This window comes from Denitromonas halophila, assembly GCF_007625155.1.
GTDB classification, from domain to species: Bacteria; Pseudomonadota; Gammaproteobacteria; order Burkholderiales; family Rhodocyclaceae; genus Nitrogeniibacter; species Nitrogeniibacter halophilus.
In genome coordinates this window covers 1-24,049 of the sequence record NZ_VMNK01000010.1, presented here as the reverse complement: position 1 = coordinate 24,049, position 24,049 = coordinate 1, and the positions used below count along the sequence as shown (strand labels likewise).

Here is a 24,049-nt window from a genome sequence, read left to right as displayed (position 1 = left end):
CTGGGATTGACTGGAGTTTGACTATGAAGAAATTACTGATTGCCGCAACGATCGGGCTGAGCTTCTCCATTGCGCAAGGCATGGCCTTGGCGGCCCCGCCGGCCGACTGGAGCAAGGTCGAGGCGACCGAGATCAACGTGTTCTACCCGGGGATCTCGCCGATGGAGTGGATCATTGGTCCGCTGCGCATCGACAGCGTGCGCCACGGTGGCGGTCGCGCCTTCGTTAAGGGCGACACCTGTGCCGACTGCCACGCCGATGAAACCGCAGAGATGGGCGAAAGGATCGTGACCGGCGAGAAACTCGAGCCCAACCCGGTTCCGGGCAAACCCGGCTCGATTCCGGTCACCATCCAGGCGGCACATGACGGCGAGAACCTCTACATGAGGTTCAGCTGGAAGCAGCCGGGGTCCGCAAACTCGCCCAAGATGGACGACAAGAACCCGGTCAAGATCGCGTTCATGCTCGATGGCGGCATGGTCGCGACCGCGGATCAGAGCGGTTGCTGGGCAAGTTGTCATGCCGATTCACGCACGATGCCCGATGGCGCCGACGACAAGACCAAGCATGTCAAGGACGGCTCGCTCGCCGGCGGCGTGTTCTACGACCTCTTCCAGTGGCGCAGCGGCGAAAACAAGGCCCTCAACGGCTACGTTGCCGACAAGCGCGTCCTCGAAGAAAGTGCCGGCATCAGCGCCGAAGGCAAGCTCGACGGCGACACGTGGACCGTCGTGTTCCAGCGCAAGCTCGCCGGCGGAGAGGGCGACGTGAGCCTGGAATCGGGCAAGGCATACAACATCGGCCTTGCGATCCACAACGAGAACACCGCCGGGCGCTATCACCATGTCTCGCTCGGCTACAAGCTCGGGATCGATATCAAGGGCGACCTCACTGCGATGAAGTTCTGAGGTGCCGGACGGGGTGGTAAGGGAGGTAAAAATGTTGGAAGATGGATTGGGGCGTCGTGTCGAATACCTTCGTTTATCGGTGACGGACCGTTGCGACCTGCGTTGCTCCTACTGCATGCCGCCCGGGTTCAAGGGTTACGAGGAACCCGGAAACTGGCTTACCTTCGACGAAATTGAACGTCTCGTGGCGGTGCTCGCGGGCCTGGGTGTGAAGCGCATCCGAATGACTGGCGGCGAACCCCTGCTGCGGCGCAACGTCCCTGAACTTGCACAGCGGCTGGCCCGGCTGCCGGGCGTGGAGGACCTCTCCTTGTCGACCAATGGGACGCGACTCAAGCAACATGCGGCCGCGCTTCGGGCCGCCGGCGTCACGCGGTTGAACGTGAGCCTCGACTCCCTCGATCCTGAACGCGTGCACAAGATCACCGGCCGCGACGTTCTGCCCCAAATCCTCGCGGGACTGGAAGCGGCGCGGGCACAGAGCTTCCAGGTCATCAAGATCAACATGGTAGTCCTGCCGGAGGTGTCCGATGCGGACATTGACGCCATGGTCGAGTACTGCGGCGCCCAGGGATTCGTCTTGAGGTTCATTGAAATGATGCCTGTTGGCGATACAGGCAGGCGCGCGGGCTACGTGGACCTGCGCCCCGTTCGGGAGCGCTTGCGCTCCCGCTTCGGCCTCGTCGACGGGATGGTGCCGGGCGGCGGTCCGGCGCGTTACCTGGTGTCGCCCGATGGCCGCCATCGGCTAGGCTTCATCACCCCCATTTCCCAACACTTTTGCGAGACCTGCAATCGGGTCCGTTTGAGCGTCGAAGGCATGCTCTACCTTTGTCTCGGCCAGGAGGATACGGTGGATTTCCGCGAGCTGTTGCGCTCCGGCTGCGACGACGAACAGATCGCGGCGCGTTTTCGGGCCACGCTGCAGGTCAAGCCAGCCCGACACGAATTCCGGGAGCGTCCGGAGCGGGTTGTCCGGTTCATGTCCTCCACGGGCGGATAAAGAAGTACATTTTTTTGCTGTACTGGTTTAGCCCGAATTTTGCATAAGAATGGGCGAATCTCATTTAACCATTTGATATAATTGGGGTTACGCCAAATGACGCTTCGTACGAAGCTTAAATGAGACTGCCCATGGACCTAGAAACCGCAGTTGGCCGCTTATCTCTTGCATGGATAACGTATGAATGCTGAAGTTGTCGTCTTCGACAAGGCTCACCGAATGGGTGAGAACGCTACGCACCCGATTGCACGTCTGGCGCGCCGCCTGGCTTCTGCTGTTACGTGCAGCTGTAGAGCTCCCAGCATGGATCGGGGCTGCAGAACACTACATCAAGGGCGAACGCGTAGCCCCGCCACCGCAGGATCCCCACAATTGCCGATTTGGCCTCTGGCTGGAAACCGCACGTCTGACCGACCGCGACGACCAACCCGGTTTAATCGCCATCGAAACCCTACACCAGCAGGTGCACACATTGGTCGATAAGCTGTGCAAACTCCGAACACAAGGCGGCGCCACCGAGTCAGTGTCGCACCTGGGTGAGCTATTCAGCCTGCGCAATGCCCTACTCGGGAGAATGAAGGCGCTGCAAACATCGCGCTCGAGAAGCACGGCCGACCGGTGATGGCTGGTCGCCGACCGGCCTGCTCCTAGCTAACTTAATGGTCCGACTTCAAGCCCGCCGTTCAGGCGCCCATAGCGCCTTGGTGTAATGAACGACTATAAAGAGGACTTCCCACATTCCGCTGGTGGCATAAGCCATCCGGCATCGATGTGCCAAGATTGAATTTCTTTCAATCAATCTGAAGTGCAGAAAGGGGAAGTCCAAATGAATACTACGACAGTTGGAATTGACTTGGCGAAATCCATTTTTGCCATTTGTGAGGGAGATAGCCGTGGCCATGGCAGCCGATCATCGATACTGAAAAGCGGCGAGTTTTTGAAGTGGTTGCGCACCTTGCGTGGTTGCGCACCTTGCCAACGGGCACGGTCGTGGCGATGGAAGCCTGCAGTTCTGCCCATAGTTGGGGTCGTACGATGCACGCACTCGGTCTCGAACCCAGGCTCATTGCCGCCGAATTCGTTCGACCATACCGAAAAAACCAACGTATCAAGAACGATACGCGTGATGCCGAAGCGGTACTCACGGCATTGCACGCCCCAGGAATGCGCTTTGTCACCCTCAAGACAGAAGAACAACAGCAACGCTTAGCCTGGCACCGCCTGCGTGAAGGGTGGAAGGCGGAGAGAACCGCGTTGTTCAACCGGATCCGTGGATTGCTCTCGGAGTTTGGCATCGTCGTGGAACTCGGTGCGGCCAAGATCCGGCGTAAATTGGCCGAATTGGAAAGTGACACCGCCTATCCGGAAAGCATCCAGTTGATGGCACAAAGCGTCCGTCAACAAGTCGGCGTACTGGACCAACGTCTTGCTGAATGTGAACGACAAATTGCTCAGCAAAGCAAGAGTGATCCCGCGGTAGCTCGCCTGCGCAGCCGGCCGGGAATTGGACCGCTCACTGCCGATGCCATCATTGCCACGGTCGGCGATGCGCGTCAGTTCAAGAACGGTCGTCAGTTTGCCGCGAGCCTCGGCATCACCCCGCGCCAACACGGGAGCGGTGGCAAAACGCATTTGGGGGCCATCACCCGGCGCGGCGATGCCTATCTGCGTTGTCTTCTGGTTCAGGGGGCACGCTGTGTTCTGCAAGCCACGCTGCGCCTGTACAAGAACAAGCCCGATACGCTGAACCGACTCCAGCTATGGATGGTCAAGCTCAATGACCGGGTTGGCTATCACAAGGCGGCCGTCGCTATCGCCAACAAACATGCGCGACAGGTGTGGGCCATGATTAGCCGTGGGGAGGCTTACAACGCCGATGCCTACAAGGACTGGGAAGCGGCCCACGCGACTGTCCGCCCAGGTGATATTCAGAGTAAGCGCTCCACGAACCCCATCCTTACGTAGCCCCAGTTGAGCCCGCATGCTTCGAGTTCCGTTTCTCAGGGAGCACGAGCATGTCGGAGCGCAGCAAGTTCTGGTTGTCGCACCTGTCGGCGATCGAGGCCGAGGGCATCACCACGAAGGCTTACGCCGAGCGCGAAGGGCTGTCGCCGCAGGCGCTCTATCAGTGGCGCAAGCGCCTGGTAGCCGATGGCCGTCGTAGCCGCGCCAAGCTTGGCGGATTCGTCCCGATCCAGATCGAACCCTCGATGACGCCCCGCGCGGGCTGCACGGTGGTGATCGACGCGCAGTTGCGGCTCGAGTTCGCGACGCTGCCGGGCGTCGACTGGCTGGCCGCGCTGTCGGCGGCGCTCTCCGAGCGAGGGCGCTGATGCACCCGGGGCATTCGATCGGTGCGGTGTATCTGTACCGGCCGGCGATTGACTTCCGCAAGTCCATCGGCGGGCTGTCGGCGCTGGTCGAGCAGGAATTGGGGCTGAACCCGTTCGGCGACGCGCTGTACCTGTTCATCAACCGCCGCCGCGACAAGCTCAAGGCGCTGTACTGGCACCGCAACGGCTTCTGCCTCTGGTACAAGCGCCTGGAAGCCGAGCGTTTCGCCTGGCCTTCGACCGAGGCCGGCGAGCTCACCTGCGTACTGACGATGAAAGAGCTCGAATGGCTGCTCGAGGGCTTCGACCTGTGGGCGGCAAAGCCGCATAAAACGCTGCAATACCAATCGGTTACGTAGCGTGATCGGGTATAATTCCGGCATGCCACAATGTGCCGCCGCCCCCTTCGCGAATCTCGCCAGCGGCGTGTGCGCGTCCGTCCTCTCTGAGCAGTTGCCCGACGACGCGGCGGTACTCAAAGCGTTGCTGCTGGAACAGCAGCGTGCCTTCGAGGCGCGTGAAGCCGAACGGCAGGCAGCCTTCGATGCCCGTGAGGCCGCACTCCAGAAAGTCTTCGATGCCCGTGAGGCTGAACGCCAAAGAGCCTTCGATGCGCGGGAGGCGGAACTCCAGAAAGCCTTCGAGGCACGCATCCTCGAGCTCTACGAGCAGCTTCGCCTGGCGCGTCGACGCATGTTCGGCCCCAGCAGCGAATCGCACGCGGGCCAGGGATGGCTCTTCGACGAGGCCGAGGCGCTGGCCGAATCCGCGCCCGAGGCGGACGGCACCGCGACCTTGCCGCCGCCCGCCACCGAGACGCCGGGGGAGACGCCCGCCGACACCGGCAAGAAGAAGGCGCGCGGCAAGCGCAAGCCCTTGCCAGTCGAGTTGCCGCGCATCGACGTTGTCCACGACGTCCCCGAGGCTGAGCGCACCTGCGGCTGCGGCACGCCCATGGTCGAGATCGGCCAGGACGTGAGCGAACAGCTCGACATCGTGCCGATGCAGGTGCGCGTGCTGCGCCATATCCGCAAGCGCTACGGCTGTCCCCAGGGCGACCAGGCGCCGGTCACCGCCCCCGCCCCGGCGCAGGTGCTGCCCAAGAGCAACGCCAGCAACGACCTCTTGGCGATGCTGCTCGTCACCAAGTACGTCGATGGGCTGCCGCTGGCGCGCTTCGAGTACGTGCTCGCCCGCGCAGGCGTGCTCGTGCCGCGCCAGACCCTGGCGCGCTGGGTGATCGGCACCGCGCAAGCGCTGCAGCCGATCGCGAACCTGATGCGCGATGTGCTGCTCGGGCACGACGTCATCCACATGGACGAGACCCCGGTCCAGGTGCTCAAGGAGCCCGGTCGGGCGGCCACGAACAAGAGCCAGATGTGGGTGCAGCGCGGTGGCCCGCCGGGCAAGCCGGTGATCCTCTTCGAGTACGATCCGAGCCGCGCGCAGGCGGTGCCTTTGCGCCTGCTCGAAGGCTGGAAGGGGCATCTGATCGCCGATGGGCTCGAGAGCTACGGCGCAATTGCCTTCACCGAAGGGGTGACCCGGCTCGGTTGTTGGGTCCATGCACGCCGCCGCTTCGTCGATGCCAGCAAGGTGCTGCCCGCCGGCAAGCGTGGCCGCGCCCACGAAGCGCTGGCACTCATCGGCAAGCTCTACGCCATCGAGAAGGAGGCGCGCGAGAAGAGCGACGCTGAGCGCCTGGCGCTACGCCAGACCCGCAGCCGCGCCGTCATCGATGAGTTGCGCCGCTGGCTCGACCATGTGCTCCCCACCGTGCCGCCCACCTCGGTGCTCGGTGGTGCGCTGGGCTACCTGCATCGGCAGTGGCCGCGTCTGACGCGCTACCTCGAGCGCGGCGATCTGCCGATCGACAACAACCCAGCCGAAAACGCCATCCGGCCCTTCGTCGTCGGGAGAAAGGCATGGCTCTTCTCGGACACCCAAGCCGGGGCGCGTGCCAGCGCGCTGCTCTACTCGCTGGTCGAAACCGCCAAAGCCAACGGCTTCGAGCCGTATCTGTGGCTGCGCCACGTGCTGCGCGCCTTGCCCACCGCGACCACCGTCGAACACTTCGAGGCCCTCCTGCCTTGGAATCTCAAGGCTGAGCAGTTGATCACGGCGTAGCGGGCTCGGGGAAGATGGGATTCATGGAGCGCTTACTATTCAGAAGGCCAGTAATGACGACTTATCCACCGCCGCGCTCGCCGCCGCCAGCGTGTGAGGCGCGCTTTGGCGAGCGCGCCCCTGGACCTGCGGCAGGGCATTAATCACCGAACAACGAAACCCAATCATCAATTTTTGAAACGGAGCGCGAACGACTGCATGAGTGCAGTGCAAGACACCACAGGTCAGACCGGCCGGTGGAGAGCCTGGGAAGCTGCCTGCGCCGACCATTCACGGGTGAAGATTGATCCTCCGAGCCCGGGTCGTGACGACGAACGACTAAGGCCCACCGGAGCGGTTTATTGCATGGCCCAGCGCATGCGTGCGCTGAACAAGGCCGGTTAGAGGGATGACAGTCTGCTCTGTTCCTGTCCAGCACAACACTACTGCCAGCAGCGCGATCCAGAAACAAACCGAGAACGACCATGTACCTCAATACGTCTTGATCAACGAAAACGAACCGGCCTAACGGCCGGACTTAAGACCAGGCAGGGTTGACAGGAAGTCCCTTAGAGGCAGCTTCCGCCGGGTCGGTTGTTGCTGCGAACGGCCGCTTCAAAAATGCTAGACCGGCAGGTCCAAGTCGAGACAGCTCAGCCGGCCCCGAAACCTGAACGACAGCAATCAGTCTTTAGCGGCCCGACAGTTCTTGCCCGCGAATGTCTTTTGATGGCCGGACTCGGACTTACAGTATCAACGAATTTCGCATGACAACGCAATTGCGCGGTACAGCAATAATATGTCGTACACCGGAAAATCCGAAGCCCCACTTTTCCTGGCTGGACGGCGGCTTCGAAGGCGAGATGCTCAAGCAGAACAGCTACAGCCGGGCGCACATGATCGAGACACCTGACGGGCTCGTTCGCCTCGAGCGAGACACTGCGCGATCGCAGCCGGGCACCCGGCGGCGATTCCCCCAGCAGGCAGCCAGCTTGCAGACGCGCTGGTGCAGCTCGGCGCTCAAGATCGACGTGGGCCGGCGCGCGCTCAACAACCAGGCGCGCTTCGACGGCCAGCGTGTCCTGTTCATCACCGGCGAGCGGCGCGAGGAGAGCGCCAACCGGGCGCGCTACAACCAGCTCGAACCACACGCCTGTGACCGGCGCCAAGGACGCAAGGCCCGCCATGTGGATGCTTGGCGTCCGGTCCTGAACTGGAGCGAGGATCAGGTATGGGATGCACTTCGCCGTCACCGGATCGCGGCCCCCGTGCCCTACCGGCTCGGCTGGGGACGCTCCTCGTGCATGACCTGCATCTACAACAGCCCGCGAGTCTGGGCCACGTTGGCTCATTACTTCCCGGAGCGCGTGCAGCGCATTGCCGACTACGAGCGGGAGTTCGCCACGACCATCAGCCGCGCGCGCATCGATGTGCTGGAGCAAGCCGCCCGAGCCAGTCCGTTCGAGATCCACGACGCGGAGGCGCTGCTGCAGGCCTCCTGCCATGACTACACACTGCCGGTGCTCACCTCAGGCGCCTGGAAGATGCCGGCCGGCGCGTTCGGCGCGGAACTGTGCGGGTCGACCTGAATACGATCCGTTTGCTCGTTCATGATGAAGCTCAAGACATCCGGCGAGGCTCACGCTACAATCTATTCAACAAGGGCAAGGAGAGCACGCCTACTAGGCACGCTCGGCTGGGCTGAACGTCTGGACACATCAGGCGGCAGGAGAGCAAACCAAAGGTTTACTCGACAGCCAATGATCAATATAATTGGCGTGTTGCTGGTCGGGCCACTACGTTACTTTGGTCAGCCAGCCTACCAAAAGCCCCGAAAGGGGCTTTTTTCTTTTCTGGAGTCAGAATGGATCGTTTCGCGATTTTCGTGGATGCAGGCTACTTCTTCGCCGCCGGTTCTCAGGCGGCCTTTGGCGCTACGGTCCCGCGCCATTGCCTGTCGATCCAAGCCCCAGCCGAGATGATTTCCAAACTGACCACACAGGCCCAGGTATCAGCGGACGGTATCCCATTGCTTCGGGTGTACTGGTACGACGCCATGCCGGGCCCTCGTCTTTCGCTCGAGCAAAGCCAGCTCGCGATCCTCCCCGGTGTGAAATTGCGCCTTGGTGTTCTCAACAACAACGGAGAGCAAAAAGGGGTCGATTCTCTGATCGTGACCGACCTGATCGAGTTGGCGCGCAACGGGGCAATCACCGACGCAATTTTGGTCTCTGGTGATGAAGACCTGCGCATCGCGGTCGAACTGGCACAATCCTACGGCGTTCGAATCCACATTCTGGCCGCAGGTGAAGCCCGTCGTAACGTCAGCCACTCACTGCAAATGGCCGCAGATTCGGTGTCGGAACTGGACGGCGAGTGGTTCAAGGCGACCTTGGCCAATACCAGCCGCCCGCAACCCGAGGCGCCCACCATCGAGCCCAGGCCGGAAGCAATGGCCAAAGCACCCGTCGATGAGCCGGAGGCGACCACGCTGTCATTCAAAGATGCGGCCAAGCGCGTCATAGAAGAGTTGATCGATGCCGATCCCGCGCAGATTCCCGATCTGGTGCAGCATTTTTCCACCTCCAGTTCGGTCCCTTCGGACTTCGACGGGAAGCTGATTGCACGAATCCGCGCCCTTCTGGGAGAGCAACTGACTGGCGAACAAAAACGAGAGGCCCGGGGCTTTTTCGTCCATCGGGTGCGCGAGCGCGGGGCACTTCTGCAGGCTGCGGCTCCCTCTGCTTGAAGGGACGGCTAAATGCGATAGGCTGCCTCAAAGGTATATGAGAGCAAGGATTCGTTATGGATTTTTACGAGGCTCCGGACTTCGATGTCAAGGTGCACCCCAAGCGTGTCTCGCGCATTGAACGCGTTCTGAATGACATCGGCGCACAGCGAGATAAAGCCAACTATACGCAAGTCGATTTCTGGCGAAGGTTCGGTATCACCCAGTCGGCGGGCAGCCGCATGGAGCAGGGCAAACCAATTCCCATACCGGCCCAGATCCTGATTGCACTTGAGGAACTGGGTTACGTTAGCCAGGAGCAACTTATCGAAGCAATGCGCCTGGTCGAGGAAGCTGACGGTCCGCGACGCGGAAAGCCGCGTCGTGAAGAGGCATGTTAGGTCAATGAGCCATGCGGTGCCTATCTGCCAGAGAGGGGGGTACGCGCCGCCATCGACTACAGTCTTTGAAACCCTGTTCCAATTGGATCAAGGCACACCGACGCGGTACTAGACCCAGAGCTGCAGCACAGCGCGGGGCCCAGATCACGATTCACGGTAGTTTCGAACGGGCTATCGAGGTAAGAGGTCAGTCGTCCAGTTCGGAAACCAGCACGCAGCGGCATCCGAGCTCATGCGTACAGCCGGCGTGGGGCAGTTCCGGGATCTCGTCCAAGCGCAGTTTCTTCTCGGTCCAGCCGCGGCAGAAGTCGCAGGAGTTAGGGCAGCCCAGAATCCGCCCGTGCTTGATGCCTATCCTGCGGAGATTGCGGATCTCTCGTTGGTGCCTCTGATGGAAGAGCAGCATCCGGGCAGCGGTATCGTGACCGAAGCGGGGCGATCCGACAAACCCTTCGGGCAGCCAATGCTTGGCGCTGTCCATTCCCCACAAGTGCATCATCGCGGTGGCCACCCGAAGCGCGCTCATGTCCAGCTCACTGAGATTGCTCAGGATGGCTGGCGTGGCGTGCTGCAAGCTGGTGAGAAACCGCACGTCCTCGGCAGCATCGTGAGACTGCCAGTCAATACCGAGGCCGCGCGGGAAGACCTGCCGCGCTTCATAGGCCGCCACAGTCCGGCTCGCGCCCGCAAAGTCACCGCGCTGGATCATCTCCAGGCTCGCCTGGCTGGCTTGTTCATGCTCGGCGTTCTTCCGCTCGCGAAACGCTGCCACAAGCTTCGCGCCCTCGTCCGTGCAACCAACCAGCGAGCGGCCGGCAACGGCCGCTTCGGCCGCAGCCGGATCGGCCTCGACAAGGCGCTCGATCAGCACAGGCTTGGTGCCGGATACCGGCAACTCGCGCTCGCGCAAGAGCACCTTCAACTCGGGCACTTTCAGCGTCGCAGCAAGGCGCGCCTTCAGCGATGCAGGAGCCAGCAGCCCCCGGTCGATGAGCCGGCGAATCGTCTTGCCAACCGGCGCCCCAAGCGGCGCATCCCAACGCTCGGCCGATTCGTCCTCTGCCACCCGCGCCCTGCTGAACCGGGCAAGCAGCGTCAGCTCAGCATCGCTGAGCCCATCCTTTCCCTTTCGCCCCCGGAGAAAGTCGAAAAAGCCCATAGCAAACCCATCCCATTCCAGCCGGTTTCAACAGACATCGAGGATATGCCGATCGCGTGGGTTGGCGCAGGACAAAATGCTCAACGGGCCACCGGTAGCTCATCCCATCGGGTGGTGTAGCGCGGCGAGCGGTTTTCCGAGCGCATCGCCCAGCGCTTCTCTGTGCCGCTGGCGCCGGTGCGCAGCACATCCCGGCCAAAGGTGCGATTGACCGCGTCCAGAACGGACATCAGCGCCGCCGAGCGGGCGCCGGCGCCGGCGACATCGAACAAGGAGCGCTGCATCGCCGCCTTGGGCGAGAGCAGCGTGAGCATGATCCCGGCCTTCTTGTAACGGATGCCCGGCCGGAAGATCGCCCCAAGGCCGCGCAGCGCAGCGGTGGTGAGCGCCCGCGTATCGTCGCAGGCCTCGGCCATCGGGACCGTCAGCCCGGCGCTGTACTGAGGCTCTTCGGGACGGAAGCGGTTGCTCATCACGAACACGTGGACCGCGGCGCACACCGAGGCCTGGGCGCGCAGCTTCTCGGCCGCCCGGCTCACATAGGCGGCCACCGCCTCGCGCAGCGCCTCGATGTCCTCGAGCGGTTGGCCGAAGCTGCGAGAGGCCATGATCTGCTGCTTGGCCGGGACCACCTCCTCGAGCGCCAGGCAGCTGATACCGCGCAGCTCAGAGCAGGTGCGCTCCATCACCACCCCGAAGTGCGAGCGCAGCCACTTGGGCGAAGCGTTGCGAAGATCGAGCACCGTATGGATGCCAAGCGCGGCCAGGCGTTCTTCGAGCCTGCGCCCGACGCCCCACACCTCGCCGACCTCGATGCCGGCCATCCACCGCCCGCGCTCGGCGCGGCTGAGAGCGTGCAGGTCGCACACGCCATTGAACTCGGGGTTCTTCTTGGCCATGTGGTTGGCCAGCTTGGCCAGCGTCTTGGTCGGGCCTATGCCAACGCACACCGGAAGCCCGGTCCATTGACCGACCCGGGCGCGGATCTGCTGGCCCATCGCGCCCGCGCCACCATACAGGTGGGCCACGGTCTCGATGCGCAAGAAGGACTCATCGATGCTGTAGACCTCCACCTCGGGCGCGAACTGGCGCAGCACCGCCACGAGCCGATTGCTCATGTCGCCGTAGAGCGTGTAGTTGGATGAGAAGGCAAGAATGCCATGCTGCGCGGCCAGCTCGCGCATCTTGAACCATGGCGTGCCCATCTTCACGCCCAGCGCCTTGACCTCGTTGGAGCGGGCGACAGCGCAGCCGTCATTGTTCGACAGCACCACCATGGGCGTGCTGGCCAGCGCGGGGCGAAAGACTCGCTCGCATGAGACATAGAAGTTGTTCGCATCGACCAGGGCGAACTGAGGCGAGGGCGAATCCACCGGCTACCTCGCGACCGGGTAGCGGCGCACCACCCCCACAACCACGCCCCAGACCTCCAACTCCGAGCCTTCGCCAAAGGTGATCGCCTCGAACGCCGGGTTCTCTGGGCGCAGCTCGACGTGCCCGTCCCGCAGGTACAGCCGCTTGATGGTGTATTCGCCGTCGACCACCGCCACCACGATGTCGTTGTGCTGCGCTCGCGCGGAGCGATCGACCACGACCTTGTCGCCGTCCTCGATGCTCGCGCCGGTCATCGAGTCGCCCTTGACCGTGAACATGAACGACGCCGGCTTGTTGCGCACCAGGTATTCGTTCAGATCCAGTCCGTCCTCGACGTAGTCGCTGGCTGGGGAGGGGAAGCCGGCGCTGATCCGGTGCGAGAGCAGGCGGATCTCGGCGGCCGGCGCATCGGTAGCAAGGGGCTCCGGTGCTTGCGACAGGGTCGGGACGGGCGAAGTGTGCTGGGCGTGCGAGCGCATGGGTGTACTGCATTTGGGAACGATTCCAATCGTACCGCAGAACTCCGCCGCGCTCGGCTCCGGCCGCCTTCGCATTTACCTGCGGCGATGGTTACGGCAAATATGGCCCCCTAAGCCATGTTTTCCAGAGTCTGATTGCACGTGGCGCTGCGGTACGCTCTTGGCAATCAGATAGACCAAGATGGACGCCTGCGACGATGGTATTGAAGCAACCGCAAAGCGATTGCGGCCTCACGCCCTACGGGGCTGTACTCGCGTGGATCTTGAAGCAGCGGCGGGCCTCTGACGCCGGGCAAATGACCAAGCTGGTACTTGCCCTCTCTCAAGGCGATATGGCCCACGCCTACAGCGAGTGCGGCCAGTGGGTGAGCCCCGAGCAGAACGATTTGGCGGCGGATGTGATTGCGCACTACCTGCGCGTGGGCGACAACCTTGAACTGTCGGATGTGGTCGCCAAGCTCCTCGCGCGTTTTCCGCGCGAAGCTCAACTGCACAGCGAGGCGCTTCTTGAGCAGCGCCGATGGCGGGCAGCTCTCGAGCCCGAAGAGCCTGGCTCGATGCCCTTTCCGGAGCCTTGGCAGATCGGCGTGATCCTTGATCGGTCCGGTTGAGCCCCGTGCTGGATGAAGGGGCAGCGCGCGACGTGATTTAATTCTGGGAAGTCGGCCTCTGTGAGCCGCACGCCTGCACGAACACCAATGATAAAATCGATGCTTATTCAGGCCGGCTTCACTGGCCGATCCGGTAGCTGGGTCATACCGGGCACCTTGCCGAAACCAGCCCTCTCGTCCATTCAGGACGCTCAACACATGCAACCCACGCGGGGAAACTCTCCCCGTACCGGGCAGTGGTTTCTCCGCACATCACCAGGAGATCCACATGAGTAGTTCTTCCCCTTTGCCAAAGCCCGGTCCGCAGTTCGACCTGCATGTCCGGATCTCTCTCGACCTCGAGCTCGCCTCAGACATCACCAGCGAAGCAGCCCGGCTGGCGATCGAGCGCCGAGTCCAAAACGCCATCGCGGTGGAGTTCGGCATGGAGGCGGTCACCACTGTACTGAGCAGCCAAGCCACGCCGGCGCCAACGGCGCATGCGCCTTCCGCGCTGGAGCTCACACGCAACCAGATCATCGGACGGCACTACCGACTTGATCGTCAGATCACCGACGATGAAGTGCAGCGAACCGTCGCCTGGCTCGAGGAGAAGGTTCGTCTGAACAACCTCGTCGAGTTCGAACGCACTTTGGCCAGCAAGCTCAAGATGATTTAACACTGATAGGCGTGCTAGCACCCCTATCAACCGTATCACCTCAAAGTCCGTCATGGACACGCCTTACCGGGACTTATCGCCCGGCGGGCGGGTCCCTCCAACGAAATGCACTGGAGAACGATATGACGACGCAACAGTACAACTACAACGCAGCGCTGCTGATGGCGGCCCATGCCCTGCTGGGCAAGCTCAATCTGACCCGGAAGATCACCGGGATCGGCTTGAGCGGCGAGCGGCACATGAGCTTTCGCGCCGGCAACGGGCGAAGCGCAGGCAAGACGCATTTCATGCCTGTGGTGCCGTTCTTGCACAAGGTGACCATCCTCTCCCTGCTGGAGGAGACGGGCGTCGGCCGGGCCACCTGGCAACCGAACGGACAGGCCGCTCGCGGTACCCGTGAACTGGCCCGTTGGGGAGCATCGGGCCACTGCACCCTTGTTCTCTCGCAGCGAACTGTCGAGGATCGGTTACGGCAAGCCAAATCGGATGACCGGTTTCGACGCACCATCTGCCCGGGGTGGGATGAGGCGCAAGTGCTTCGCTCACCCGAACAGGCTCGGCTAGTCCTTGCTGGAAAGGAGGGCCGGCAGATCATCAATCTGCCCCGCGACGAAGACGCAAGGGTAATCTTGTGGGCCCTTAATGGGTCTGCCCAGAGCATCGATTCGCAGCAGCGATCGCGCATCGAACCGATGCTCGCCATGGGCATCGATCTGGCCCTGACAATCAATGCGGACAAAATCCTGCTGGGCCACCCGGCAGACAACGCGCACCGCACGCGACACGCAGCATGACGAAGCCCACCCTCGGTCGCCTCAAGGCGTCTCTGGGTGGGCTTCTTTCGTCTGGGCACTCTGAATACGTCTGAACTAGAATTCTCTGGACAACGGCAAGCGGATATAGCCACCTTTCACCAGTAGCCTCTCTGTCCTGGCAAACTCTCTAAAGGGTATCGCTCAACACTCAGCCAAGTGACGCCGAACGCTCAATTTTCGATGTTGCGCTTGAGCCAAGGCACAAACGATGCCCGAACGAGCGGCCCTTCAAACCCACGCCGGTTGATCTCCCGCATGAGCGCCGCATTGTCCGAGATGGACTCGACGAACTGCTCGACCAGCGCGTCGCGCTCCTCCTTGGGGAGCTGTCGAAAGTGATCCTCGATCTCTTCCCAGCCTTCCTTCACCGCGCGCTTCTCACTCAGGGTGTCTGGCCTGCGGCGCCCCTTCTGAGGCACCTCGGGGTCTAGGATATCGACCCCGCTGGCGTCGGCCTTTGCGTCCTTACCCCTTTGATCAGGGCCAGAGAGCTTCTGATTCTTCTCGCGGGCCTCCTTGATCTGATCGCGCACGCGCTTCATCGCGTCGACGAAGTAGGCCGTCACATTTCCGAGCGGATTCAGATCGGACCTGCGCAAACGAGCCTCGGTCTGGGAAGCTGCATCCTTGACGACCTCGGGATCGTTGTCGTCGAGGATCTTTGAGATGTCAGCCTCCTTGAGGCCGATCTTGAGGAGCCTGTTGTGTATTGTCCCGGTGTCGATGAGCGGCTGGGAGACCTTCAGTCCAAGGCTTTGTTGCGCCTTGGGCCGCATCCTGAACTGCAGCTTGTCGATGACCCGGCCAGTCTTGAATACGAGCATCTCAAACTCAAACTCGGTGACCACCTGGCCAAGCTCACGCAACGCTTTGTTCAGCACATCACGGCTGAAGTATTTGTACTGCTCATAGACGTTGGTGCTGTCCCCACCCAGCAGCAGATTGCGCCACTCGCGCCAAGGCAGCTTCACCGTATAGGCCCATCCATCCGTGGAGGTGTTGGACCGGTAGCGGATCACCTGCTCGTACAGCGCTAGGGTGTGAGAGCTGGAGAACTCGGTTTGCAACTGCAGGTTGATCCGGGCATACACCTCCGGCACCAGAAGCCGCTGCTTGACCCGCTTGTCGAACTGGTAGCGAACGGTGCGCGCCACCCCGGAGCGCGGGCCTGCCGGATCGTAGCCGCCGATGAGCTGGACTGCGCCGAGCAACTGGACTGAGTCGCGGACACGAACCGATTTTCCGGACTGCGTATCGATCACGTCCCACTTGAGCAACGTGGTTTGCATCGCATCGAGCGTGTCTTCCAGATGCTTCATGTCCTTGCTGTCGAAGCGCATGTCCTTGGCCAGCTCGGAGATCGGAATCTCGTACCACTCCTTTTCGACCCCATCCTCCATGGCTCGGGCCAGCAGCAGGTTGAATGCGCGCCGAGACATGAGCGTCAGCCGACCTTGGTGCGGATAGACGTAGATGGCGTCGACGGCCTTGCGCAACTCGCCCGGCGCGTTGTTCGCTTTCACGGCCACCACGACACTCTTTTCGGATTGCTTCTTGCTCACGAGCTTTGCATATATCGCATCGATGACAGCTGACAATGTAGCCGCGACCAAAGGTGATAGCAATAGGTAAATCGGTTATCACCGATACCTTTTTTGGGACGGGTTTGGCACAACGCCAAAATGGACACCAGACCCGAGCAAAAGTGAGCGTTTCCGGGGATGGCTTCCACTGTGGTACTCACAGGTGAGCGTTTTCAGGGATGCTCTCACCTGTGAGCATTGATAGGTGAGTGTTTCCGGGTATGGCCAGGGCGTGAACACTGCAGCGCAGCACGCCTGAAACGGCGTGGGAAGTGGGCTTTCCGGATAGGTGAGAACTTTCGGGGATGCTCTCACCTGAGCACACCGACAGGTGAGCGTTTTCGGGGATGACCGGGGCAGGCGCACGGACGCGACGCTCCACAATCCCTTGTGAATCATAGACTTTCCGGAAAGGTGAGAACTTTCGGGGATGCTCTCACCTTTGGGCTCCTCCAGGTGAGAGCTTTCGGGTATAAACCGGGCTCCCGGCATGTGATACAGGCCCGCAAACCCGCGTGGATACTGGGTTATACGATAGGTGAGAGTTTTCGGGGATGACCTCACCTTCGAGAAGCGATAGGTGAGAAGCTACGGGGATGGCAGGCCCGGCAATGTGGTCCCAGGGGTGGCCAGAAGCCTTGCTGTTATTGGATTTCCAGATAGGTGAGAGGATTCGGGTATGGCTGACATGGCGACCGCTACAGGTGATAGCTTACAGGGATGATAGGTGAGAGTTTTCGGGTATGAAGCGCACAGAAATACTGACGGACAACAGGCAAGGCATTGATTTATAAGGAAAGCGCCTTCCTCTCAAGAGATCAATCCATCATTGAGGGCGCCAACCGCCATCCCCGAAAGTTCTCACCTATGAATAACCGGTCAAAAGTGCTGTTTTATGAGGTGGAACCGCTAAAAGCCTTGTGGTAAAGGCTGTTTGACCGACCTGTGAGCCTGCCGCTGCGGAGGCCATCCCCGAAAACTCTCACCTATCATCCCTGTAAGTTCTCACCTTCCCCGAAAGCTCTCACCTTTGATCCCTGCAAACGCTCACCCAAGTTCCCGAAAGCTCTCACCTACATACCCGGAAACGCTCACCGTGAGCCCTGAAAACACTCACCACAAAAGCCCAGACGTCAATAACGCCAAGGGTTTGGGGCGCGCGTAAACGTAAACGAAGGGTTTACAAAATCTTAGAAAAAACATACGAAGGGTTGCGCTCTTGATGATTTTCGACAAAGGCACAACCACCTCACACTGGACGCGCGGAGCATCATGCACGTGCCTTGCCAGCGCGGGCAGCGTCGATTCGTCGATCAATCGGCCATTTCATCCAGCACGACGCCCAGCTTTCGCGCCGACCCCCTGACGACCAGCGGCTGCATTTCAGGCATGATCAGGTCAAGCAGGCGGCTCAGCCAGGTCGACCGCGCTGTCGGCAACCACAGCACGCACACCTGGGCGCCAAGCTGCTCGCGTTGTCGTCGCGCCTGCTGCCGGGCGCGTTGCTGCCTGCCCCGATCCCGGAAGCGACTTCGCCAGTAGTGAAACGCCTTGATCTCCACCGTTGCGCTCATGGGCCCGCGGCTTACCACCATGTCGACATCCCCATAGCGCGTCATCTGTCCACATCGGACAGTAAAACCCATGCCTCGGAGGTGATCGGCGGCCAGCCTGGAATGGCGCGACTCTATCCGCTGCCCGTACTGGCGAGATCGAACCTGCCGAAGTAGCCACAGACCGACGAACAGACAGCCGCCGGCTAGTGCGCCAAGCCAAAGATAGGCGTCACGATGCCAGAGGAAACCAAAGACCAAGGCGGCCGGAGCCCCGGTCAGCAGAAGACGGGCCAGGAGCAATTGCCGGCGCCAAGGTGCGTAGGATGCGGCCAAGACGATCTCTCCAATGCGGAATACTTTCCATACTGCCACGGCGGGGTCGTTCTCCAAGCGCCGATCGACTCGGTGTCCTCATCGGCCCGCGTTGAGCCAACATCTCAGCTAGACTTTGATCATGTGCTCGAACTACCGACCCGCCACCGTCCACCATCTCGAACAGTTGGGAGCTGACGCACAGCAGCTCAAACTGTCTGCCGCCGACACCTACCCGGGCGGACAGGCTCCCGTGATTCTTTCCGCAGAAGGCAAATCGCGCCAATGCGCCTTGGCTACTTTCGGCCTATTGCCGGTTTGGGCGAAAGATCGCAGCTTCGCCAAGCGCACCTACAACGCCCGGGCAGAGACCGTGGCGGAAAAGCCTTCGTTCCGGCACGCATGGAGCCACAGGCAACTGTGCGTCGTGCCGGCCGCCGCCTTCTACGAGCCGTGCTACGAGACGGGCAAGGCGGTCTGGTGGCGCATCGAGCGGGCAGGAGGCGGACCGATGGCCATCGCCGGGATGTGGGAGACGAAGCGCTGGCCCGATGGCGGCCCAGATCTGTCCTTCACGATGCTGACCGTCAATGCAGACGACCACCCTCTCATGAGCCGCTTCCACAAGCCCGAGGACGAGAAGCGCACCGTAGTTGTCCTCGATGAGGCGAATATCGACCGCTGGCTTCTGGCGAGTTCGCCAGAGCAGATGAGGCAGTTGCTGGCCAACAGCCAACAGGTCGAACTGGTGGCGACCGAAGGGCGCCTGGGCACCAACTGAGCGCGGACGCTTGCTTGCAGGGCCGGCCTCTCTGCTATGATTGAGCCTTCTATGAGCAGCAATGCTCGCAGCGGTAGCTGGCAGCACCGCGCCGATGGCAAAGCCAGCTTCTTCAACGTCCGTTCTGGACACCAATCTCAACCCTAGCGGGGCTTTCATGCCCGCAGGGGCAGAGGGCTCCGCGCTCACACGGAGTCCCCAATGCAAACGATTCATTCCCATCTGGACGCTTCCTTCGCCGCGCTGTTCGGGGTGCAGGAGACGCCGACCGCCGTCGACGCCTACCTGGTGCATGACGACAAACCCATCGAGACGGTCAGCCCGTCGGTCGAACTGACCGTCGCGCAGCGCTTCGAGTCGCTGTGGCAGAAAGGTTGCCTCGCGATCGACGAAGCCGCTGCAGCCAGGAACCAGTTCCGGTCCGAAGAGGCCGCGCTGTTCAAGGAACTGGGGCACCCGCGATACTCAGTGCTCGGCACTGTCAGCCCTTGCGAGTGCGAAAGCGATAAGGACTCCCTGGCCAAGGGGATGTTCGATGCCCTGATCTGGCTTGCTTCCAAGCAATTCGGCTCCGACGGAAGCGAAGTTCCCATCGACAGGCACGACATCCACGAGAAGCTCTACGCGGACGAACACCTGAGCCACAAGACATTCCATGCGGACGCGCTCTGGGAACTGCTCGAGCGCACCTACGGAGGTGACAACGGCAAACGACTCGCGCTGGAGAAACTGGCCACCGAGTTCTACCGCGCCTTCGGCTTGTCCCGTCAGGACAAGGTGGAGGTCAAGGGCGGCTACACCATCATCAACCTGCATGCGTACTGCGATTCGTTCGACAAGAAGTACGGCCGGAATCGGCTGAGCTATTCAAGCCAAGAGTCGCTGGTCAGCGCCTTCCGCCTCATGGCGCAGGTGATGAACTGGGCAAGCCTGGACGATCTTGCTGAGGCGATCGTAGGGTTCGCGAAGGATCTTTCCTATCGAGACGATTTGGTCTCTCGCGCGCGCTTCAATCTGGGTGATAAATCAGAGGTAATCGTTATCACCTATCTCAATCGCTTCGAGGTGCGTATGAATCAGCAGGTCGCCGAACAGGTGCAGATCTTCCTGGGCAACTATCTCAAACTCGAATGAGGGCACAACCGATGAAGACAAAATAAGTGATAGCGCTCATTGCTGCTGTCATCGCGCTCGTACTGGGTGCGGTGGCCAGCTTCCAAAGCCAGGAACGCAAGGCCGAGGCATGGCAACAGGCAAAGGTGTTCGTCGCATGCCTCCCGGCAAAGAACACCCCCTTGGCGGCACCTAGCCTGATCGCCACTGCTTTTCCGGATGGCATCAAGAACGTGATCGAACAGGGAAGGGCGCAAGTGGGGGACTGGCTGACCTATGAGCAGGTGGGGCAACTCATCGAGCTGGTTGGGCATACTCCAGCAACCCTGCAATCAGCAGCGCAGTGTGCGATGGACAGGACCTGATCGCCATCGCGTCAAACAAGGCAGGGCCTTGTCTGGAGCCTCCCCGAAGGGAGGCTCTGGAGAAAGCCTTACCGGGTGCATGCATCCGAGACGGTAGCTGGGACAGACCGTGGCGAAAGCCGAATCCAGCACACACAACGTCCGTTCAGGACAACCATCAAGCAACCCAAGCGGGATCATCATCGCCCGCTGGGCGGTGGTGCGTTCCGCTCCTCACGAAGGAGCACAACATGAGCTGGTATGACGCCCTGCGGGGCATCAAGTCGCGTGGATCGCAGGCCGACAGGCCCGGTTCGCTCGGCGGTCTGGCGGCGGCAAGGCGAGTGCACGAGGGGCAGTTCTTCACCCCGGATGCCGTGGCCGCACTGATGTGGCGAATCGTCACCCCAGCGATCGAGCGAGAGCTGGAGAAGCGTGGTCCGATGGGCCGCGTGGCGGTGCTGGACAACTCGGTCGGAAGCGGCCGACTGCTTCAGTTCGCCGATCCGGCAAAGCACGCCATCTTCGGATTCGATGTCGATGCGGGTGCGGTAGCACAAGTGGGCGAGCAGGCACTGGCCGCGGGGTTCGAATGCGAGTTCGAGCACTGCGCCATGGAGTCGGCAAAGCCCCGGGGGTTCGATGTGGCACTGATCAATCCTCCGTTCTCGGTGCATCTGGATGCGCCAACGATCCAACCGTATGCCTGCACCTGCTACGGCCGGTACGGGCCCAACAGTGCTGCGATCAGCCACGCATACGCGCTGGCCCAGGCACTGGAGGCGGCTTACATCGTGGTGGCTCTGCTACCGCGTACGTTTGCCGATGAGCTGCTTCGCGAACCGGGCGCGTATCTGGACGCGGATCAATCGAAGCGCATGCGCGCCAAGATCGATCTGCCGGCCGGTTCGTTCCGGGAAGAGGGCACTGAGGTCCAAGTGTCCATTGTCGTGTTCGGCACTGGAAGCTACGGGCACATCGAGCGCATCGAGCTCGATTCGCTCGATGCCCCGGTGTCGATCAGCCCGGCGCTGGTGCTGTATGGCCGAGGCCGGCCGTCGATCGGTCGATGCGATGTGAAGGACACCGGTCCGAGCATCACGTTGCCGGTTACCGGCGAGCGCAAGGTTCGTGTTGTGCGAGACGGCCGGCGTGTGGGCCTGAGATTCGGTTGCGGTCTGACCGAAGCGAAGGTTATGAACGCAATCCTGCGCGAGCGCGTCCCCTCGGGGCGCGACAGCCAGCACCGCTATCCCAAGGGTGTGCGCTTTGTGGGTCAAGGTGTGTTCGATCTTGAGGTGCATCTGGCCCAGGACGAGCCGGTGGCCTCGTTTCGCGCGTTTGTCGACCTGATCGGCGAAGCGGGAGGCGAAGCAGTGGTCGATGAGGGCATCTTCGGATACCTCAAGCGGGCCACCCGAGCGACGCGCCGTCAGGCGACGCCGCTGCGGCACACAGTGTTCGTGCAAGACGGCGTGGCCGGTGCGGCCAACCAGGTCGAAGCGCGTCCGCGTCGCACACAGGTGGCAGACCCGAAGGTTTGGGGGTCGCCGGTACTCGAGCCGAACAGGACCTATGGGTTCGAGCGCGGCGAAGACGGCAACTACTGCATGACCATTGCGGGGCGCGAGATCCGGCTCAAGCCGGAAGATCTGTACGAGCGCTTCGAGGTGGTCACCGGTGCGGCTGAATCTGGCTGGACCGTGGTGCATCAAGGGCTCATCAAGGCCTTCCCGGGTGTTGCGCAAGGCTGGATGGCGCGGGCGCGGGCGGCGCGGATCGACGAGTGGCTCTCGTGGGGTTACCAGTTCGACGACCTGATCGAACTGGCCATGAAGCCGGTCGGCACTATAGCGGCATGGGACATGGGACTTGGCAAGGCGCGTCTGGCCTCTGCCCTGATCCTGCTCCACGGCGTCCGTCACGGACTCATCGTGACTGAGGCCGGTCTCATCGACGAGATGGTGATCGAGCTCAAGGGGCTGCCCATCGCGGCAGATCAGTGGCAGGTGATCACCTCGCCGCATCAGGCCAGTGCGCTTCGGCGCATCAACCTGATCTCCTACGAGCGCTTGCGTATGCCCGTGCAGTCGGACGGGTCCAAGAAACGCATGCGCAAGACCTACGCCGGGCTCATGCGCCGGCGTGCGGGTGTAGCGGTATTCGATGAGGGGGATTTGCTGTCCAACCCGAACTCGGACCAGGCGCGAGCCTGCGCACAACTCAGCGCGAAGAAGCGATACGTGCTGACCGCAACGCCCATGGCCAACTACCCGCGCGATCTGGCGCCAACGCTAGCGTTCGCGGCAGGCGATGGCACCGCGGCTCAGCCGTGGGGGTGGCGACGGGGCAAGCTTGAGCCAAACTGGCGCCAGAGCATGATCGGCGCCGAGCGTGGCATCGACGCGTTCCGAGACGCTTTCGTGACCACCCAGTGGGTGACCCGGGAGTTCGAGGACACCATGACGGAAGGGGCCAAGCGGGAGATCCCGCGTATCGGCAACCTGGAGCTGTACCGGCAGATGGTGGCGCCGCACATCAAGCGGCGAATCGTTGAGGAGCCCGAAGTGGCCCAGTGGATCAAGATCCCGCCCGAGACTCGGGAGGTGGTGGAGGTTCCTTGGGATCACGAGCATCTGCGCTACTACATGGAGGTGGTCCAGGAGTTCTCGGACTTCTATCTGCGAAGCCGTGCGGAGCCGGGCAAGAAGAACAACCTGATTGCCATCCTGGCAAGGATCAGGGCGGTGAGTTTCGCATCCGACTACCCGCAGTATGGGGTGGAAGGATTCGGCGCCTACGGGAAACTCACTTCAAAGCACCGCTGGGTGCTCGGCGAAATCGAGCGCCTGACCAAGGCCGGTCGCAAGACCGTGCTGTATGCCGAGAATCCGGGCTTGATCGAACTGATCGGGCGTGAGCTTGGCAATCGGGGTGTAGATGTAATGCCGTTCCACGGCAAGATTCCGGTGCGCACGCGCACCAAGGATCTGAACACGCGATTCCGTTATGGGCCGTGCCCCAACCTGCTCGCCACTACGGGGGTAACGCAAAAAGGGCTCAATCTGTGGCAGGCGCAAGAGGTACTGATGCTGTCACGATCCTGGTCGGCAACGACCGAGGAGCAGGCAATTCACCGCCTGCTGCGTCCGCAACAGAAAGAGAACGTGAGGGTGAGGTACATCCACCTTCCCGGTTCGATTGACTGCTACAAGGCACAGCTCGTGCAGTTCAAGCGGGATGCAGCCCGGGCAGGCCTCGACTGGGGCACGCCCGAAACAGAGGATGCGGACTTCCTGCATCTGGATACCGTCATCGGGCGCTTCGTCGACGACATGGTCAAGCTGCATCAGCTGGCTGACCGTGATCTTCGTCTTTGGCTCGACAACATTCCCAAGGAGACGGCATATGCCTGATTCACCGTTCAAGGTCCTGCCAAGCATCACGATCGGTCAGACCGATATCGCCGTGACCCGTCATGGGTCGAGCAAGAAAACTGTCGCGAGCATCTTGGGTCAGGAGACTGATCCGGCGACAGGCCACCGCACGATCTGGCTCGATCGGCTCGTGCACCGGGCCGATGAAGCCCGGTTCGACAGTGGAAACAGCACCTGGGCAGTTACCGGGGCCATCTCAACCATCCTGGGGTCGTCTCAGAAAACGGAAAATAAAGCACGCTAAGCCGGTTGCAGCGGCCGTAGCGGCCTGAACTTGCCCGCGCCGATCTTGGCGCTGCTGCGCCAGAGGTAATCGCCGGTCAGGTTGATGTGCTCCCAGCCGAGCGG

General features: G+C 61.7%; 22 protein-coding genes and 1 pseudogene. 18 read left to right on the top strand and 5 right to left on the bottom strand.

The genetic code is table 11. From position 1 onward, the window contains the following. Window positions 1-23: 23 nt before the first annotated feature. The 10 genes and pseudogenes from FHP91_RS11845 (at window position 24) to FHP91_RS11800 (ending at window position 9,479) form a co-directional block, all read left to right on the top strand. Window positions 24-908 (top strand): ethylbenzene dehydrogenase-related protein, encoded by an 885-nt coding sequence (locus tag FHP91_RS11845; protein WP_186301530.1) that lies wholly within the window; start codon window positions 24-26, stop codon window positions 906-908. 31 nt (window positions 909-939) lie between these two features. Then, window positions 940-1,911, top strand: coding sequence for a GTP 3',8-cyclase MoaA (moaA, locus tag FHP91_RS11840; protein ID WP_144309809.1), 972 nt, complete (start codon window positions 940-942; stop codon window positions 1,909-1,911). A gap of 184 nt (window positions 1,912-2,095) precedes the next feature. Next, entirely contained in the window at window positions 2,096-2,533 is a 438-nt protein-coding gene (locus tag FHP91_RS11835) for a CZB domain-containing protein (RefSeq protein WP_144309808.1), read from the top strand. Window positions 2,534-2,737: 204 nt separating this feature from the next. Beyond that, window positions 2,738-3,876: pseudogene (locus FHP91_RS11830) on the top strand (IS110 family transposase). A gap of 50 nt (window positions 3,877-3,926) precedes the next feature. Beyond that, complete coding sequence (gene tnpA, locus FHP91_RS11825; protein ID WP_144309807.1) at window positions 3,927-4,244, top strand: IS66 family insertion sequence element accessory protein TnpA; 318 nt, start codon at window positions 3,927-3,929, stop codon at window positions 4,242-4,244. Then, window positions 4,244-4,603 (top strand): IS66 family insertion sequence element accessory protein TnpB, encoded by a 360-nt coding sequence (gene tnpB / locus FHP91_RS11820; protein WP_144309806.1) that lies wholly within the window; start codon window positions 4,244-4,246, stop codon window positions 4,601-4,603. Before tnpA ends, tnpB begins: the two co-directional genes overlap by 1 nt. A 22-nt stretch (window positions 4,604-4,625) precedes the next feature. Further along, window positions 4,626-6,371: an IS66 family transposase gene (tnpC, locus tag FHP91_RS11815; protein WP_144309805.1), complete on the top strand. Its 1,746-nt coding sequence runs from the start codon at window positions 4,626-4,628 to the stop codon at window positions 6,369-6,371. Between the two features lie 746 nt (window positions 6,372-7,117). Next, complete coding sequence (locus FHP91_RS11810) at window positions 7,118-7,939, top strand: phosphoadenosine phosphosulfate reductase domain-containing protein (protein WP_222105184.1); 822 nt, start codon at window positions 7,118-7,120, stop codon at window positions 7,937-7,939. Between the two features lie 275 nt (window positions 7,940-8,214). After that, a complete protein-coding gene (locus FHP91_RS11805; RefSeq protein ID WP_144309803.1) occupies window positions 8,215-9,099 on the top strand; it encodes an NYN domain-containing protein in 885 nt (294 codons plus the stop codon). 56 nt (window positions 9,100-9,155) lie between these two features. Next, window positions 9,156-9,479 carry a helix-turn-helix domain-containing protein gene (locus tag FHP91_RS11800; RefSeq protein WP_144309802.1) on the top strand — a complete coding sequence of 108 codons (324 nt, stop codon included), beginning with the start codon at window positions 9,156-9,158 and terminating at the stop codon, window positions 9,477-9,479. A gap of 187 nt (window positions 9,480-9,666) precedes the next feature. Here FHP91_RS11800 and FHP91_RS11795 read toward each other — a convergent pair whose 3' ends face one another. From FHP91_RS11795 to FHP91_RS11785, 3 genes are all read right to left on the bottom strand, one after another. Next, on the bottom strand, window positions 9,667-10,638 hold the full coding sequence (locus FHP91_RS11795) for an SAP domain-containing protein (protein WP_144309801.1): 972 nt from the start codon (window positions 10,636-10,638) through the stop codon (window positions 9,667-9,669). Window positions 10,639-10,718: 80 nt separating this feature from the next. Continuing rightward, a complete protein-coding gene (locus tag FHP91_RS11790; protein ID WP_144309800.1) occupies window positions 10,719-12,011 on the bottom strand; it encodes a Y-family DNA polymerase in 1,293 nt (430 codons plus the stop codon). 3 nt (window positions 12,012-12,014) lie between these two features. Then, window positions 12,015-12,491 carry a LexA family protein gene (locus FHP91_RS11785; RefSeq protein WP_144309799.1) on the bottom strand — a complete coding sequence of 159 codons (477 nt, stop codon included), beginning with the start codon at window positions 12,489-12,491 and terminating at the stop codon, window positions 12,015-12,017. A 296-nt stretch (window positions 12,492-12,787) separates the two neighbouring features. On the opposite strand from FHP91_RS11785, the gene FHP91_RS11780 reads away from it, so the two are divergent. The 3 genes from FHP91_RS11780 (at window position 12,788) to FHP91_RS11770 (ending at window position 14,554) form a co-directional block, all read left to right on the top strand. Then, window positions 12,788-13,102 (top strand): hypothetical protein, encoded by a 315-nt coding sequence (locus tag FHP91_RS11780; protein ID WP_144309798.1) that lies wholly within the window; start codon window positions 12,788-12,790, stop codon window positions 13,100-13,102. Between the two features lie 268 nt (window positions 13,103-13,370). Continuing rightward, on the top strand, window positions 13,371-13,760 hold the full coding sequence (locus FHP91_RS11775; protein ID WP_144309797.1) for a hypothetical protein: 390 nt from the start codon (window positions 13,371-13,373) through the stop codon (window positions 13,758-13,760). Window positions 13,761-13,882: 122 nt separating this feature from the next. Continuing rightward, entirely contained in the window at window positions 13,883-14,554 is a 672-nt protein-coding gene (locus FHP91_RS11770; protein WP_144309796.1) for a hypothetical protein, read from the top strand. A 191-nt stretch (window positions 14,555-14,745) separates the two neighbouring features. On the opposite strand, the gene FHP91_RS11765 is transcribed toward FHP91_RS11770, so the two are convergent. Together FHP91_RS11765 and FHP91_RS11760 are read right to left on the bottom strand one after the other, a co-directional pair. Beyond that, the gene (locus FHP91_RS11765) at window positions 14,746-16,137 is read right to left on the bottom strand and encodes a replication initiation protein (protein WP_144309795.1); all 1,392 of its coding nucleotides are present in this window, start codon (window positions 16,135-16,137) and stop codon (window positions 14,746-14,748) included. A 1,334-nt stretch (window positions 16,138-17,471) separates the two neighbouring features. After that, a complete protein-coding gene (locus FHP91_RS11760) occupies window positions 17,472-18,047 on the bottom strand; it encodes a hypothetical protein (protein WP_144309794.1) in 576 nt (191 codons plus the stop codon). A 121-nt stretch (window positions 18,048-18,168) separates the two neighbouring features. On the opposite strand from FHP91_RS11760, the gene FHP91_RS11755 reads away from it, so the two are divergent. The 5 genes from FHP91_RS11755 (at window position 18,169) to FHP91_RS21160 (ending at window position 23,945) form a co-directional block, all read left to right on the top strand. Beyond that, window positions 18,169-18,807 carry an SOS response-associated peptidase gene (locus tag FHP91_RS11755; protein WP_144309793.1) on the top strand — a complete coding sequence of 213 codons (639 nt, stop codon included), beginning with the start codon at window positions 18,169-18,171 and terminating at the stop codon, window positions 18,805-18,807. A 201-nt stretch (window positions 18,808-19,008) separates the two neighbouring features. Continuing rightward, window positions 19,009-19,941, top strand: coding sequence for a hypothetical protein (locus FHP91_RS11750; RefSeq protein ID WP_144309792.1), 933 nt, complete (start codon window positions 19,009-19,011; stop codon window positions 19,939-19,941). A 26-nt stretch (window positions 19,942-19,967) separates the two neighbouring features. Then, window positions 19,968-20,285 (top strand): hypothetical protein, encoded by a 318-nt coding sequence (locus tag FHP91_RS11745; RefSeq protein WP_144309791.1) that lies wholly within the window; start codon window positions 19,968-19,970, stop codon window positions 20,283-20,285. A 230-nt stretch (window positions 20,286-20,515) separates the two neighbouring features. After that, window positions 20,516-23,680 (top strand): SNF2-related protein, encoded by a 3,165-nt coding sequence (locus FHP91_RS11740; RefSeq protein WP_144309790.1) that lies wholly within the window; start codon window positions 20,516-20,518, stop codon window positions 23,678-23,680. After that, window positions 23,673-23,945, top strand: a complete 273-nt coding sequence (locus FHP91_RS21160; RefSeq protein ID WP_186301529.1) for a hypothetical protein — start codon at window positions 23,673-23,675, stop codon at window positions 23,943-23,945. Before FHP91_RS11740 ends, FHP91_RS21160 begins: the two co-directional genes overlap by 8 nt. Window positions 23,946-24,049: the final 104 nt, after the last annotated feature.